Source organism: Pseudomonas syringae pv. coryli str. NCPPB 4273 (genome assembly GCF_000972175.1).
GTDB lineage: Bacteria > Pseudomonadota > Gammaproteobacteria > Pseudomonadales > Pseudomonadaceae > Aquipseudomonas > Aquipseudomonas syringae.
The window spans coordinates 77902-93067 of sequence record NZ_AWQP01000017.1; the positions used below are offsets into that span (position 1 = coordinate 77902).

Genomic DNA, 15166 nt, shown 5'->3' on the forward strand with positions numbered 1-15166 from the left:
CAACTGTGTGACTGTCCGACAGGCGCGCGAAGATTCGGAAGATATATCGCGACAAGACCACTCGCACTTTTTCATCGGCTCCCAGACCTAGTGGCGCACGGTGCCAGCGTCTCGAACCGGAGGCCAGACAGCAATAACGGTATCCGCGGCCCGATAGGCTCGTCAGAGCGGTATACTCGTGGGCTATTTTTGAACATCGACACAAGGACTCGCCCATGAAAGCGTTCGGCAAAATCCTGGGGCTGTTTATTCTCGGGTTGTTGCTGATCATCGTGGCTCTCGGCTTCGCCCTGACCCACCTGTTTGATCCCAACGACTACAAAGACGAGATTCGCCAGCTGGCACGCGACAAGGCCAACGTCGAGCTGACGCTCAACGGCGATATCGGCTGGAGCCTGTTTCCCTGGCTCGGCCTGGAATTGCACGACGCCCATGTCGCCACCCTGACCGCTCCCGATCAGCCGTTCGCCGATGTGCAGATGCTCGGCCTGTCCGTACGTGTCCTGCCCCTGCTTCGTCGCCAGGTACAGATGAGCGACATTCGCGTCGAAGGCCTGAACCTGACCCTGCACCGCGATGAAAACGGTCATGGCAACTGGGAAGACATCGGCAAGCCTGCCGTGGCAAGCACTGAAGCACCTGGCGAGACAACACCGGCCCCGGCTCCGGACGCGCCCAAAGCGGATCGCCCTTCCCAGCCGATCCGCCTGGATATCGACAGCCTGACCGTCAACAACGCCCGCGTGGATTACAGCGATGCCCGAAAAGGCCGGACCTTCATGGCCGAGAGCATTCAGCTGAGCACCGGACCGATTCGTGAGGCGTCCGATATCCCGATCAAACTGACGGCGTTCCTGAGCACCAACCAGCCCGTCGTGCGCGCCAAGACCGAGCTGGTCGGCGCATTGCGCATGGACCGCGTGCTCAAGCGTTATCAATTCGAAGACATGCGCCTGTCCGGTGAAGTCGCCGGCGAGCCGCTGCAAGGCAAGACCGTGACCTTCTCGGCGCAGGGCCAGTTGCTCGTCGACCTGGCCGCCAACATCGCTGAATGGAACAGCCTCAAAGTCTCGGCCAACCAGTTGCGTGCACTCGGCGAACTGCGTGCCCGCGATCTGGACAAAACGCCACAGATCAGCGGCGGCCTGTCCATTGCCCAGCTTGATCTGCGCGCGTTCTTCGAGAACATTGGCCAGCCGTTGCCGGCCATGTCCGAGGGCGCGCTGAGCAAGGTTGAAATGGTCACGCGCCTGGCGGGTACGCCTACCAGCCTTGCGCTGGAAAACCTCAACCTGAAAGTCGACGACAGCACCTTCACGGGTCGCATCGCGGTGGACGACTTCGCCAAACAGGCGCTGCGTGTCCAGCTCAAGGGCGATACCTTCGACGCCGACCGCTACCGTCCGGCTGAAAGCGAAGAAAGCAAAGGTGCCAAGGCCGCGCGCAAATCCGAGGTGCAGTCCGGTGAAGCCGCCGCCGCTGCGGGCGACTCGCCGCTGCCCGAACAACCGACCAAGGCCGCCTGGAGCACGGCAAAACTGCTGCCGCTGGAGCGCTTGCGTGCGCTGGATGTCGAGGCTGACCTGAGCTTCGGCAAACTGACCCTGAACAAACTGCCCATCGACAACGCAGCCTTCAAGACCCAGGCCAACGGTGGCCTTATCAAGGTCGATACGCTGAGTGGCGATCTGTACAACGGCAACTTCGAGGTCAAGGGCAATCTGGACGCGCGTCCGGACACGCCTGTGGCCACGGTGCAGACGCGCATTGTCAAAGTACCGGTCGAACGCATTCTGGAAAGCCAGGGCCAGACACCTCCGGTGCGCGGCATGCTGAACCTCGACAGCAACCTGACCGGCACAGGCAACAGCGAAAAAGCCCTGATCGACAGCCTGAACGGCACCGCCAGCTTTGCGCTCAATAACGGCGTACTGGTCAATGCCAATCTGGAGCAGCAGCTGTGCAAGGGTATTTCGATCCTCAACCGCAAGACGCTTAGCGGCGAACCGCGTGCCAAGGACACTCCTTTCCAGCAGCTCAACGGCAATCTGGTGATACGCAATGGCGTCGCCAGCAACCCGGACCTCAAGGTCCGTACGCCGGGCATGGCCGTCAACGGTAACGGCGACGTCGACCTGCGCGTGCTGGGCATGAACTACCGCGTCGGCATCATCGTCGAAGGCGACAAGAGCGACATGCCCGACCCGGCCTGCGAGATCAACCCGCGCTTTGTCGGCATCGAGTGGCCGGTGCAGTGCCGTGGCCCGCTGGAACTGGGCGCCAAGGCCTGCCGTCTGGACAAGGAAGGCGTCGGCCAGATCGCTGCGAAACTGGCGGGCGACCGGATCAGCGAGAAGCTTGAGGACAAGCTGAACGACAAACTCGGCGACAAGGTCAGCCCCGAGCTCAAGGACGCCCTCAAGGGACTGTTCAAACGCTAGGGCAACGTGAACTGCTCAGGAGCGCCCTCGCGGCGCTCCATTTCATATCCCGACTCACATCTCGACGAGAGCCCTCCAGGCCATGCAACCCGAACAATTCTCCAGCGCCGTGCTGGACTGGTACGACCGTCATGGCCGACATGACCTGCCCTGGCAACAAGACATCACGCCGTACCGGGTCTGGGTATCGGAAATCATGCTGCAGCAGACCCAGGTCAGCACCGTTCTGAGCTATTTCGACCGCTTCATGGAGGCCCTGCCGAGCGTGCAGGCGCTGGCCGAAGCGCCCGAGGACGAAGTGTTGCACCTGTGGACCGGGCTGGGTTACTACACCCGCGCCCGCAACCTGCAGAAGACGGCAAAAATCGTCGTCGCCGATCATGGCGGCGAGTTTCCCCGCGATGTCGAAAAACTCATTCTGCTGCCCGGCATCGGCCTGTCCACCGCAGGCGCGATTGCCAGCCTGAGCATGGGCATTCGCGCGCCGATCCTCGATGGCAACGTCAAACGCGTGCTGGCGCGCTTCACCGCGCAAGAGGGTTACCCTGGCGAACCGAAGGTGGCCAAACAGCTGTGGGCCACCGCTGAACGCTTCACGCCGCACAGCCGGGTCAACAACTACACCCAGGCGATGATGGACCTGGGGGCCACACTCTGCACCCGCAGCAAACCCAGCTGCCTGCTTTGCCCGCTGGAGCGCAGTTGTGAGGCGCACATGCTGGGCCTGGAAACGCGCTACCCAATCCCCAAGCCGCGTAAGACCGTGCCGCAGAAACGCACGCTCATGCCGATGCTCGCCAACGAAGACGGCGCGATCCTGCTTTATCGCCGCCCTTCCAGCGGCTTGTGGGGCGGCCTGTGGAGCCTGCCGGAACTGGATGACTTCGATGACCTTCAGCATCTGGCCACGCAACACGCGCTGCAACTGGGCGAGCACCATGAACTGCCGGGACTTATCCACACCTTCAGCCACTTCCAGCTGAGCATCGAACCCTGGCTGGTCAAGGTCCGCGAGTCCGCCGATCACGTGGCCGAGGCCGACTGGCTCTGGTATAACCTCGCCACCCCGCCACGCCTGGGCCTTGCTGCCCCGGTGAAAAAGCTGCTCAAACACGCAGCCGACGTATTGAACGCAGGAGAGTCGTCATGACCCGCACCGTAATGTGCCGCAAATACAAAGAAGAACTGCCCGGCCTGGAACGCGCCCCGTATCCGGGTGCCAAGGGCGAAGACATCTTCAACCACGTCTCGCAGAAAGCCTGGGCCGATTGGCAGAAACACCAGACCCTGCTGATCAACGAACGCCGCCTGAACATGATGAACGCCGAAGACCGCAAATTCCTCCAGACCGAGATGGACAAGTTTCTTTCCGGCGAAGAATACGCCCAGGCCGAAGGCTACGTTCCCCCCGAAAAATAAAGCGTTTCACGCAGTGAAGGTCGTAAGCGTCGGTAATAATTCAAATTTTTTAAAAAACACGCTTGACGACCTCCTGAAAAACACGTCTAATGCGCCCCGTTGCCCAGATAGCTCAGTCGGTAGAGCAGGGGATTGAAAATCCCCGTGTCGGCGGTTCGATTCCGTCTCTGGGCACCACCTTCCGTTTTCAGGTGATGCCAAGCACACCTGAAAGCACACAAAAAGCCCGCCTCGTGCGGGCTTTTTGTTGTCTGGGGTTAACCCTCCTCGTATGCCCAAAGTTCGGCACACAACCCGTCCAGTGACAAGCTCGACCACCGAACGATGCTAGTCATTCAGCACGTAGCTAAATTGCTGAGCAGCGGCTGATACCTATGGTCTCTGGGGGCCATGCTCGCTGAAGCAGGCATCGTCTATCCAGTCCTGAAAGTCTGCTCACGCGCGAGCGCTCGAAACTTTGCGTACAACGTTTTCGCTTGCCCGCATTTCGCGCTGCATGACAGAGTGCCCACATGCACTCCCGAAGGGGAAGCCAAGTCATCTGGCGCGCTGAGGGTATCGGCAAACCAACGAACCGCCGGGGGTGTACTGCAATAGGCAACGCAGCTGGCTTGCGCGGCTGGACCATGGCACACGGAGGTGAAGTTGATACCACTATGGGATCATCAGGGGGTAATTCCGCCGATCAACGAGCGGAATCCAACATCTTTTGAGCGAGCGCCCTATCCGACAGACGTAAAGCGGTTGATTGATCGCTTCTCGACTACCTTAGAAAGATGCGAGGTGCTTGAGGGCTTCCTGTCTCATCGATCTGAAATCCATCGCATGGGTATCGTTTCGGGCATTCAGTGGCTTAACGGCAGCTTCATGGAGAACGTGGAGATGCTGGAGGGCCGTCCGCCCAATGATATGGATGTTGTGACATTCGCCGATGTGTCAGCCGCCATTCAGCAATCATTGACCGCTGATGATGTTCAAAAGCTGACAGACACAGAATGGATCAAGACATCGTATAGAGTCGATTTTTATATAAATCTGCTCTCTGACCCACCCGAAACACTCATTGAGCCTGCGGCGTACTGGTACAGTATGTGGTCGCACAGAAGATCTCAGCAATGGAAAGGATTTCTGAGCGTGAAACTCGATCCATTGCATGACCAAGCTGCGGCCGACCTTTTGGGGATTCGAAAGCGGGAGCTCCAGAATGAATAGAACTGAATTCACTCACGCACAGGCAGAAATCGGTTTCCTGGACCGCATCGCTCAGAAGCCAGGTCTGAGCAACCTTTCACGTCTTTCGCTGCAAGCCAGGAAGAATCAGGTAGGCGCAAGTCTTCGAGAGCCTGGCCGCGGCGCATTCTCACCCGCTAAAGCAGTGGTTACTTACCGCGGAACTCCAGTCAGAGGGGTACACGGTATAGGTGCTGAGTTCGGGGCCGCGGTAACCACAAAATTTTCCGATGCCGTATCGGCTATTGCAGCCTCTATAAGCGGTGTTCTGAATGATTTTGGGCCAATCCCAAACAAAGCTCAAAACCAGATACTGATCACAGGGACGGCACTGGGCTCATTTGGCTTTGAATTTGAGGAAGCGCCAAGTGGTGACCCTCAGCTCACGCTGGAAGGAACTACGCCCGTCTCGCAAGCTTTCGAGCTGGTTGCAGAACTTCTTGAGGCATCCACCAAGGGTGATGAGGAGTTGTCGGAGCCAGCGTCGCGGCTTGGTACAAGGGCTATTGCCACGGTCTCAGAGTATCTGGACAAGCTGATAGCGTACGAAGCCTACTGCTCCGTAACAACCAGAGACCACGTATTTTCCTTCACCAGCGTTGATCAGGTTCGCATTAGCAGATCGCGCCTGAGCGTGGAAAACATCACTGAAACCGATATCGAGTTCAGTGGCGAATTTCTTGGCGCCTTTCCTGCCGAACGTCGTTTCGAGTTCAAAACCCAGGAAGGCACAATTATCCACGGACGGATTGCTGCCGCAATCGAGAACCCGGCAATAATTAACACCCGGCTAAATCAGACATTCACTATTGGCGTAAGCGCGAGAACAGTGGGAAATGGCAGGCCGAGATACACAATTTCCAAACTTCCTTGGTAAATACTGGCCCAGCCTGCAGCTGGGCTTTTCATTTCTCCCTCCCTGATCCGATCCTTGGATATCGACCTGCCGAGGTCATGTACAGTCAATCTGCGAAGAAAGGTATCAATCCGAATCGCTTCCAGATAGCGCTCGGCCACAGGTGCGAAACGATGCTCCGAGCCTCTCAAAACCAGCCATCCAGAGCCCTGCCACCCCCATCCCATTGAACTAATTTTCCCTGCCCACCCTCGAAGCCATACATTTGCTTCCACAAGGAAAATTCCGTGCTCAAGTTAACCGCCTCCGCCCTCATCCTCGCCGCCACTCTGGGTCTGGCTGCCTGCGACAGCAAATCCGAACAGAAGGCACAGGACGCTCAGGCGCATCAGGAGAAATCCCAGGAGAAGATGGAGTCTGCTCAGGACAAAGTGAACGAAGCGGCCAAAGAGAACACCGAAGCGGCCAAGGATAAAGCCGAGTCCAAGGAAGCGGCTGCCGAAGAGTCGAAGACCTTCGTGCCGACGTCCGAAGTGACCAATACCATTCAGCCTGAAAAAAAGTAAAACAGTGAAAACTCTTCACAAAGTTTTCACAGCGGCCGCGTCATTGTAGAGCTGCTCCCAAGTGTGAATCCTTAAGCCCGCTCCCCCATCGCGGGCTTTTCTTTGCCCGGAATCTGGCGGGCAAACGACCTCCGCATTAGCCCCGAACTCATTGCCGAATGCTTTTCCTGGCAAATCAGACCTGCGCGTCTTCTGGCGTCAAAAAAAATACTTGATTTATTTTTTCGATTGTAGCAATGCACATTCATGCTGCAGCCTTTCGAGTCGATAGCCTCATCACAGTAAGTCCGCAAATACACCAAGGGGCACGTTATGTTCGGAAATAAGAACAAAGCTGAGCTGACGGCCATGAAGGCCCAGGTAGATGGACTCAACGGACTGACAAGCGCGCTGGAAAAATCGATGGCGGTGATCGAGCTGAGTCTCGATGGCAAAATACTTCGTGCCAACGATAACTTCCTCGCGGCGATGGGCTATCGGGCCGAAGAACTGACAAGCAAGACGCATCGCGACTTCTGCGAACCGGAAATGCTCCGCAGCCGCGAGTACGCTGATCTCTGGGCGTCCTTGAAGGCCGGGAAATTCATCTCGGGCACCTTCAAGCGCGTCGGCAAGAATGGCCACAGCGTCTGGCTCGAAGCCAGCTACAACCCGGTAACCGATGCGCAGGGCAACGTAGTCAAGGTGGTCAAGTACGCCCTGGACGTCACCACACGCGTGATGTCGGAGAACGAAACCAACAGCAAGCTGGCAGCGGTAGACCGGGCGATGGCTATCTGCGAATTCGAACCCAACGGCAATGTGATAACCGCCAACAACAACTTTCTGAACGTCATGGGTTATGCGCTGACCGAGATCAAGGGCAAACACCACCGAACCTTCTGCGAGCCGACACTGGTCAACAGTCCGGAATACACCGAGTTCTGGCGCAAGCTGAACCACGGCGAGTTCATCGGCGACCAGTTCAAACGTATCGGCAAACAGGGTCGGGTTGTCTGGCTGGAAGCAACCTATAACCCGGTTTTTGATGTCGACGGCAAACTCTACAAAATCGTCAAGTTCGCCAGCGACATTACCCAACGCGTCGAAAAACAGGAAGCGGACGCGCACGGTGCATCGCGCGCTTACCATATCTCGGCAGAAACCGAGAAAGTGGCCGAACAAGGAACTCTGGTCATTCAGGACACGGCGCGGGAGATGCGTCAGATCTCCGAAAACATCGGTGCATCGGCGAAGCTGGTGAGTCAGCTGGGCGACCGCTCCGAGCAGATCACCGCTATCGTCAACACCATTCGCGGCATCGCCGATCAGACCAACCTGCTGGCGCTCAACGCAGCCATCGAAGCGGCACGGGCGGGTGATCAGGGCCGCGGGTTTGCTGTGGTGGCCGACGAAGTCAGGCAACTGGCGGGACGTACCAGCGGCTCGACCACCGAAATTGCCGAAATGATCGGCAAGATCCTCGCCGAAACACGCGAAGCCGTGGCGAGCATGGACGCCACGCAGGAAGGAGCCATTCGCGGTGTGACGCTGGCAGACCAGGCCGGGCAGGTCATTGTGCAGATCCGCGACGGCGCTAGCGATGCGGTCGAGGCGGTCAGCATGTTCGCCAACCGCATGGATGAAGCCGAAGCGTTCGCAAAGCCGGGTAAGCGGTGACGCGTCGGTAATGCCCCGCAAATCAAAAACCCGCACGTTGCGGGTTTTTTATCGACCGCTGATTACTGCACAAACCTTGGTTATCGGGCCCGTCTGCGCTTCAATAGCGCCCATTGCACCCCACGCCAGCCAAAGGACCGCTCATGGCCTCGCCAGACAAGCAGCAAAAACGTGCCAAGCGCGCAAAGATCAAGGCCAAGCAGAACCGCTCGGGCAAGGCTGCAACCAGCCTGGTTCATCCGGTGTTTGCCTCGGCGCTGGTCAACCAGCCGTTCGACGACGTCGAGCTCGACCTTAATACCTTCGACTTCAGCGACATTGTCGAGAACGGTTTTGACCCGGCCGACTACGACGACCTGTTCACGGCCATGAAGCAAGCGGAGGCCATCAGCCAGCTCGCGCTGTGCGTCGTCTTCCTGCAGTACCCGGTGCTGGCACTGGTGATTTCCGAAGAGGACGAAGACCCGGCCACGGACTTCATGATGGGCCTGCTCATCGTGTACCGCGCCATGTACCACGATGAAGACGAAGACAGCGCAATCGAGTGGATCGAAAGCCCTGCCTTCCAGAAGGATTACACGCTGGCGTCCGACCTGCTGATGAAGAGAGACACCAGAGCCGCACGCTGATGCAAGATCGTGCCAATGCGTGGCATTGGCACGAACGTCATCCGCCCAAGGGCGCGATCAACCCAGCGCAGCAGCGCCCACGCGTCCGTCCTTGCGGCGACGCGATACGATCAGGCCAGCGCCGATCACCAACAGGCTGAGCACGCCGGTGGCGATGATTTCGAGGCGATGCTCTTCCTGCAGCAGCATGATGGTCAGCACCGCGACGATGAACGCGATCACTGCCCAGGTCAGCCATGGGAACAGCCACATCTTGAAGTCGATGGCCTCGCCCGCAGCAATGCGCTTCTGGCGCATACGCAGCTGCGACACTGCGATTACCAGGTACACCAGCAGTGCGATGGCACCGGAGCTGGCGAGCAGGAAATCAAACACGGCCGCAGGCGCGATGTAGTTGGCGAACACGGTCAGGAACGCCGCCGCAGTCGACATGATCACCGCCCAGTGAGGCGTACCGCCCTTGCTGGTGCGCTTGGACACGGCCGGTGCATCGCCACGCTTGCCCAGCGAGAACAGCATGCGCGAAGCGGTATACAGGGCCGAGTTCAGGCAGCTGGTCACAGCGACCAGGACCACCAGATCGACGATCAGCTTGGCGTTCGGGATGCCCATTGCATCGAGCACGGTCTGATACGAACCCACCTCGGCCAGGCGCGGGTCGTTCCACGGCACCAGCGATACAACGATGAAGATCGAAACCAGATAGAACAGGAAGATCCGCCAGATCACCGAATTGGTGGCCTTGGTGATCTGCTTGCCAGGGTTCTTGGACTCGGCCGCGGCGATGGTCACGATCTCGGTGCCCATGAACGAGAACATGGTGGTCAGCATCGCTGCCAGAACCGCGCCCATACCGTTTGGCAGGAAGCCGCCGGTATCGAACAGATGGCTGACGCCGCTGACGTTGCTGGTGGGCAGCAGACCGAAGATCGCCGCAACACCCAGCACCACGAAGGCGATGATCGCCACCACCTTGATCAGCGCGAACCAGAATTCGAATTCACCGTAGTTCTTCACGCTGAACAGGTTGGTCGCCGTCAGCAGCAAGGTGATGACCAGCGTGAACATCCAGATCGCGATGTCGGGGAACCAGGCATGGAGGATGGTTGCAGCAGCGTTGGCCTCCAGCGGGATGACCAGCACCCAGAACCACCAGTACAACCAGCCGATGGTGAAACCGGCCCAGTGACCGATAGCGCGGTCGGCATAGGTTGAAAACGAACCGGTGTCAGGCGAGGCAACGGCCATTTCGGCCAGCATGCGCATCACCAGCACCACCAGCGTACCTGCAGCGGCATACGCCAGCAGCACGGCAGGCCCGGCTTCGGCAATCGCGTGGCCGGAGCCGACGAACAACCCGGCGCCAATCACGCCAGCAATCGACAGCATCGTAATGTGTCGAGGTTTCAGCCCTTGTTCGAGCTCGGAAGAGTTAGCGGTACTGCTCATAAAACCACCTGTGCAAGACGAGCGAGGCACACCGGAGCGTTACGTAAAAAGAAACCTACGGTGCCGTTCTTTATATTTGACGCAAGAATTGCGCCAAAATATTTCGAAAACGACGTCGCTTAGAGAATACGAGGGCTGTGGCTTGACCCGTGAAGCCTGCAAGGCGATGGCTTTTATACGCAGTCTGTAGGATTTGTTACCAAACGCCTCAGATTCGTCTCTATGCACGCACCAAAAACGCCCCAAACCTTCTTCCAAGCGCGAACATGGTGCAGAAATCAGACCGCCGCTCAGCAAATGCTACTTCCAACACCAGCCCAAAGCTGGCAACATCGCGCCTTTTTCGCGCACGCCCCCGTTTTACAGGGCACCGTGCTTGCCTTCTTGCGACCGTCCGCTGCCCGGATCTGACAACCCGTCGAGCGCCTCCACGCTGGACACAATACGTCGATGGTTGTCCTTTGAACGCTGTGCTAGCTTGGCGTTCGCTGGCAGCCAGCGCGCACACTTCAACGAGGACCCCACATGGCCGAGGCCACGCCCGCCCTGGAAATCCGCAACCTGCACAAGCGCTACGATCAGCTTGAGGTGCTCAAAGGCATCTCGCTGACGGCGCGCGACGGCGACGTCATATCGATCCTCGGCTCCTCCGGTTCCGGCAAGTCCACGTTGCTGCGCTGCATCAACCTGCTGGAAAACCCGCATCAGGGCCAGATTCTGGTGGCCGGCGAAGAATTGAAGCTCAAGGCCGCGCGCAACGGCGACCTGATTGCCGCCGATAACCGGCAGATCAATCGCCTGCGCAGCCAGATCGGTTTTGTGTTCCAGAATTTCAACCTGTGGCCGCACATGAGCGTGCTCGATAACATCATCGAAGCCCCGCGTCGCGTCCTCGGTCAGAGCAAGGCCGAAGCCATCGCGGTGGCTGAAGAGCTGCTGGCCAAGGTCGGTATCGCCGACAAGCGCCATGCCTACCCCGCACAACTTTCCGGCGGACAGCAGCAACGCGCCGCCATTGCGCGTACGCTGGCCATGCAACCAAAGGTTATCCTGTTCGACGAGCCGACCTCGGCCCTCGACCCGGAGATGGTTCAGGAAGTACTCGGCGTCATCCGCGCACTGGCTGAAGAAGGCCGGACCATGCTGCTGGTGACCCACGAAATGAATTTTGCACGTCAGGTATCAAGTGAAGTGGTGTTTTTGCATCAGGGAATGGTCGAAGAACAGGGCACACCGCAGCAAGTATTCGAAAACCCGCTGTCGGCAAGGTGCAAACAATTCATGTCGAGTCACCGCTAACGGAGCAACACCCATGCAGTCGTACAAAAAGATCTTGCTGATCGCAGCGGCCACCCTTGCCTTCAGCGGCAGTGCCTTTGCTGAAAAAATGAAAATGGGCATCGAAGGTGCCTACCCGCCGTTCAACAACAAGGACGCGAGTGGCCAGGTGGTGGGCTTCGACTATGAGATCGGCCAGGCCCTGTGCGCCAAGATGAAGGTCGAGTGCGAAGCGGTGACGTCAGACTGGGACGGCATCATCCCGGCGTTGATAGCCAGCAAGTTCGACTTCCTGATCTCGTCGCTGTCGATCACCGAAGCGCGCGAGGAAGTGGTCGATTTCACCAACCCGTATTACTCGAACAAGCTGCAATTCATCGCGCCGAAAACCTCCTCGATCGACGTGTCGAGCATTGAAAAGGCCAAAGAGAGCCTTGCCGGCAAGTCAGTGGGTGCACAGCGCTCGACGCTGGCTGCCACCTGGCTGGAAGACAAGCTCGGGATCATGGACCCCAAACTCTATGACACTCAGGAAAACGCCTTCCTCGACCTGTCCTCCGGTCGCGTAGACGCCATGCTGGCTGACAAATACGTCAGCTTCGAGTGGCTGAAAAGCGAAGCGGGTCAGAACTTCGAGTTCAAGGGCGAGCCTGTCGTGGAAGACGACAAGATCGGCATCGCAGTGCGCAAAGGCAACACCGAACTGCGCGATCGCTTGAACGTTGCCCTGAAAGAAATCATCGAAGACGGCACCTACAAGAAGATCAACGACAAGTATTTCCCTTTCAACATCCTCTGATTCACCGACCGCGTCGCCGCTGCTTCCTGTTGAAGCGCGGCGGCCGGCCCTGACAAAGCCTGCCCATGAACATTGATCTCCACGGATTCGGCCCGGCCCTTGCGGCTGGCGCGCTGATGACGGTCCAGCTTGCTCTCTCGGCCCTGTGCCTGGGGCTGGTGCTAGGACTGCTCGGCGCCTTGGCCAAGACCTCGCCCTACAAGCCGCTGCAATGGCTGGGCAGTACCTACTCGACCCTGGTACGCGGCATTCCCGAACTGCTTTGGGTGCTGCTGATTTACTTCGGCACCGTCAACGGCATGCGCGCCCTGGGCAAACTGTTCGACATTCCCGACCTGGCCCTCAGCGCCTTTGCTGCCGGGGTCATCGCCCTGGGCATTTGCTTTGGTGCCTACGCGACCGAAGTGTTTCGCGGCGCGATTCTGGCCATCCCCAAAGGTCATCGTGAAGCCGGGCTGGCGCTGGGCATGTCACGCTCGCGCATCCTCTTCAAACTGGTCCTGCCGCAGATGTGGCGCATCGCCCTGCCCGGCCTGGGCAACCTGTTCATGATTCTGATGAAAGACACCGCGCTGGTCTCGGTGATCGGCCTGGAAGAAATCATGCGCCACGCGCAGATCGCCGTGGGTTTCACCAAGCAAGCGTTCACCTTCTACATGGTCGCGGCCTTCATGTACCTGGGCCTGACCGTGCTGGCCATGGCCGGCATGTACTTCCTTGAAAAACGCGCCAGTCGCGGCTTTCTGAGGAGTGCGTCATGAACTGGGAAGTCATCATCAAGTGGCTGCCACGTCTGGCACAAGGCGCGACCCTGACCCTGGAGCTGGTGGCGATTGCCGTCATCGCCGGGATGATCCTCGCCATCCCGATGGGCATCGCCCGCGCATCGCGTCACTGGCCGGTGCGCGCCCTGCCCTACGCCTACATCTTTTTCTTCCGCGGCACACCGCTACTGGTGCAACTGTTTCTGGTCTATTACGGGCTGGCGCAGTTCGAGTCGGTGCGCCAGAGTGCGTTGTGGCCGTACCTGCGCGACCCGTTCTGGTGTGCGGTGGTGACCATGACTCTGCACACCGCCGCCTACATCGCCGAGATCCTGCGTGGCGCCATGCAGGCCGTGCCGCCAGGCGAGGTCGAAGCGGCACGGGCGCTGGGCATGTCGAAATGGAAGGCGCTGTTCTACATCGTCCTGCCACGCGCGGCACGCATCGGCCTGCCGGCCTACAGTAACGAAGTGATCCTGATGCTCAAGGCCAGTGCGCTGGCCAGCACCGTCACCCTGCTGGAACTGACCGGCATGGCGCGCACGATCATCGCCCGCACCTACCTGCCGGTGGAAATCTTCTTCGCCGCCGGCATGTTCTACCTGGTCATGACCTTCGTGCTGGTGCAGGGCTTCCGGCTGCTGGAAAAACTATTGCGTGTAGACGCCAGCCAGGGTCGCTGATATGAAAGGTGCTGGCATCGATCCAGCCAGCACCTTGCACCACGAGGCCGCCACCATGCCCTCTGAACCTCCCTTGCAGGATGAACACCTCGACAGCCACTTCGGTGCGCTGGACAGCTTCCTGTTCGCGCATCAGGCCTTGTGGCGGCCCAAGCCGTTCACGCACCTGGCCCTGCCGTGGGAAGACAAATACCCGGACCTCGCGCACTGGCTGCGACAACGCACGCTGGAACAGGCCGAGGCCGCGCACAATCATCCGGAACACCTAGACGCGCCCTTCCCGTTCAAGCAACTGGCCGCCGAAGCCGTCGCGCTGAGCCACGTTGCCGAACTGCCCGTGCACGCTCTGCAGCCGGTCGAGCCGCGCATGAGCGTCGATGTGCCGGGGCGCAAGTGGCAGCAGATCGAAGCCTTCGCCAGCCATCTGGACATGCGTGACAGCACAATTCACTGGCTGGACTGGTGCGCTGGCAAAGGCCATCTGGGGCGCCGCCTGACCGGGCCCGGCCAGCGTCTGACCTGTCTGGAGCACGACCAGGCGCTGATCGAAGCAGGCCTGGCCCTGAGCACGCGGCAAGGCATCGACGCCAGACATGTGCAGCAGGATGTCATGGCCGACGACACGTGGCGCTACCTGCAACCCGAACACACGCCTGTGGCGCTGCATGCCTGCGGCGACCTGCACATTCAGTTGATGGAGCTGGCCAGCCAGACGGGCTGTCGGCGTATGGCGATTGCGCCGTGCTGCTATAACCGCACCCGGCACGAGCTTTATCAGGCGCTGTCCAGCGATGGCAAGGCGTCCGGCCTGAAGCTGTCGCGAGACGAGCTGGGTCTGCCGCTCAGTGAAACCGTGACGGCTGGCGCACGCGTACGCCGTCAACGCGACATCTCGATGTCCCGTCGCCTGGGCTTCGACCTGCTGCAGCGCCGCCTGCGCGGCATTGATGACTACTTGCCCACACCCTCGCTGCCGACGTCATGGCTGGATGCGTCTTACGCGGACTACTGCAACCATCTGGCAAAACTCAAGCATCTGCCTGCACCGGGTCAGCAGGACTGGGCTGCTCTGGAAACCGCTGGCTGGAAAAGACTGGCCGAAGTGCGCAATCTGGAACTGGTCCGCGATCTGTTTCGGCGTCCGCTGGAGATGTGGCTGGTGCTGGACAGGGCGATGTATGTGCGTGAGCAGGGTTACAGCGTGAGCGTTGGCACTTTCTGTGACAGCCGAATTACACCGCGCAACCTGCTGATTTTGGCCCGAAAATTGTGACTCAAATCGGTTGAGCAACCTGTGGATAAGTCTGTTGATGAAAATGTGGATGAGTGCGTTAAAGCTTGGCGCGCCAGTTACTGAAGCCCCTTATTTTTTTCCGCAGTCCTTCCCGTAACC

13 protein-coding genes, 1 tRNA gene and 2 pseudogenes are annotated in these 15166 nt (G+C 59.2%); 15 read left to right on the forward strand and 1 reads right to left on the reverse strand.

Annotated features, from left to right (window positions below; all coding sequences use genetic code 11):
• Positions 1-215: 215 nt before the first annotated feature.
• The 10 genes and pseudogenes from P406_RS08770 (at position 216) to P406_RS08810 (ending at position 8800) form a co-directional block, all read left to right on the forward strand.
• Positions 216-2441 carry an AsmA family protein gene (locus P406_RS08770; protein WP_046235964.1) on the forward strand — a complete coding sequence of 742 codons (2226 nt, stop codon included), beginning with the start codon at positions 216-218 and terminating at the stop codon, positions 2439-2441.
• Positions 2442-2523: 82 nt separating this feature from the next.
• Positions 2524-3591 carry an A/G-specific adenine glycosylase gene (gene mutY / locus P406_RS08775; RefSeq protein WP_024662612.1) on the forward strand — a complete coding sequence of 356 codons (1068 nt, stop codon included), beginning with the start codon at positions 2524-2526 and terminating at the stop codon, positions 3589-3591.
• The gene (locus tag P406_RS08780; RefSeq protein ID WP_002555777.1) at positions 3588-3860 is read left to right on the forward strand and encodes an oxidative damage protection protein; all 273 of its coding nucleotides are present in this window, start codon (positions 3588-3590) and stop codon (positions 3858-3860) included. Before mutY ends, P406_RS08780 begins: the two co-directional genes overlap by 4 nt.
• Before the next feature lie 101 nt (positions 3861-3961).
• A tRNA-Phe gene (locus tag P406_RS08785) sits at positions 3962-4037 on the forward strand.
• A 462-nt stretch (positions 4038-4499) separates the two neighbouring features.
• Positions 4500-5072 (forward strand): DUF6932 family protein, encoded by a 573-nt coding sequence (locus P406_RS08790; RefSeq protein WP_235810409.1) that lies wholly within the window; start codon positions 4500-4502, stop codon positions 5070-5072.
• Positions 5065-5967 (forward strand): flagellar hook-associated protein FlgL, encoded by a 903-nt coding sequence (locus P406_RS08795; protein WP_046235966.1) that lies wholly within the window; start codon positions 5065-5067, stop codon positions 5965-5967. The genes P406_RS08790 and P406_RS08795 overlap by 8 nt, the downstream gene beginning before the upstream one ends.
• Positions 5968-6233: 266 nt before the next feature.
• Positions 6234-6512, forward strand: a complete 279-nt coding sequence (locus tag P406_RS08800) for a lipoprotein (RefSeq protein WP_003318312.1) — start codon at positions 6234-6236, stop codon at positions 6510-6512.
• A gap of 402 nt (positions 6513-6914) precedes the next feature.
• Positions 6915-7601 (forward strand): annotated as a pseudogene (locus tag P406_RS30215) (PAS domain-containing protein); the annotation flags it as partial.
• Between the two features lie 102 nt (positions 7602-7703).
• Positions 7704-8171 (forward strand): annotated as a pseudogene (locus tag P406_RS30220) (methyl-accepting chemotaxis protein); the annotation flags it as partial.
• Positions 8172-8314: 143 nt separating this feature from the next.
• Positions 8315-8800 (forward strand): hypothetical protein, encoded by a 486-nt coding sequence (locus tag P406_RS08810; RefSeq protein WP_003342242.1) that lies wholly within the window; start codon positions 8315-8317, stop codon positions 8798-8800.
• Positions 8801-8857: 57 nt separating this feature from the next.
• Here the strand turns inward: P406_RS08810 and gabP are convergent, their stop codons facing one another.
• A complete protein-coding gene (gene gabP, locus P406_RS08815) occupies positions 8858-10249 on the reverse strand; it encodes a GABA permease (RefSeq protein WP_003413568.1) in 1392 nt (463 codons plus the stop codon).
• A gap of 525 nt (positions 10250-10774) precedes the next feature.
• Here gabP and P406_RS08820 point away from each other — a divergent pair.
• The 5 genes from P406_RS08820 to P406_RS08840 all read left to right on the forward strand — a co-directional run bounded on the left by P406_RS08820 (position 10775) and on the right by P406_RS08840 (position 15046).
• The gene (locus tag P406_RS08820) at positions 10775-11548 is read left to right on the forward strand and encodes an ABC transporter ATP-binding protein (RefSeq protein WP_003318317.1); all 774 of its coding nucleotides are present in this window, start codon (positions 10775-10777) and stop codon (positions 11546-11548) included.
• A 13-nt stretch (positions 11549-11561) separates the two neighbouring features.
• Complete coding sequence (locus P406_RS08825) at positions 11562-12326, forward strand: ABC transporter substrate-binding protein (RefSeq protein ID WP_046235967.1); 765 nt, start codon at positions 11562-11564, stop codon at positions 12324-12326.
• Positions 12327-12391: 65 nt separating this feature from the next.
• On the forward strand, positions 12392-13087 hold the full coding sequence (locus P406_RS08830) for an ABC transporter permease (protein WP_003342249.1): 696 nt from the start codon (positions 12392-12394) through the stop codon (positions 13085-13087).
• Positions 13084-13773, forward strand: coding sequence for an ABC transporter permease (locus tag P406_RS08835; RefSeq protein WP_046235968.1), 690 nt, complete (start codon positions 13084-13086; stop codon positions 13771-13773). The genes P406_RS08830 and P406_RS08835 overlap by 4 nt, the downstream gene beginning before the upstream one ends.
• A 1-nt stretch (position 13774) precedes the next feature.
• The gene (locus tag P406_RS08840) at positions 13775-15046 is read left to right on the forward strand and encodes a methyltransferase (protein ID WP_046235969.1); all 1272 of its coding nucleotides are present in this window, start codon (positions 13775-13777) and stop codon (positions 15044-15046) included.
• Positions 15047-15166 lie beyond the last annotated feature (120 nt).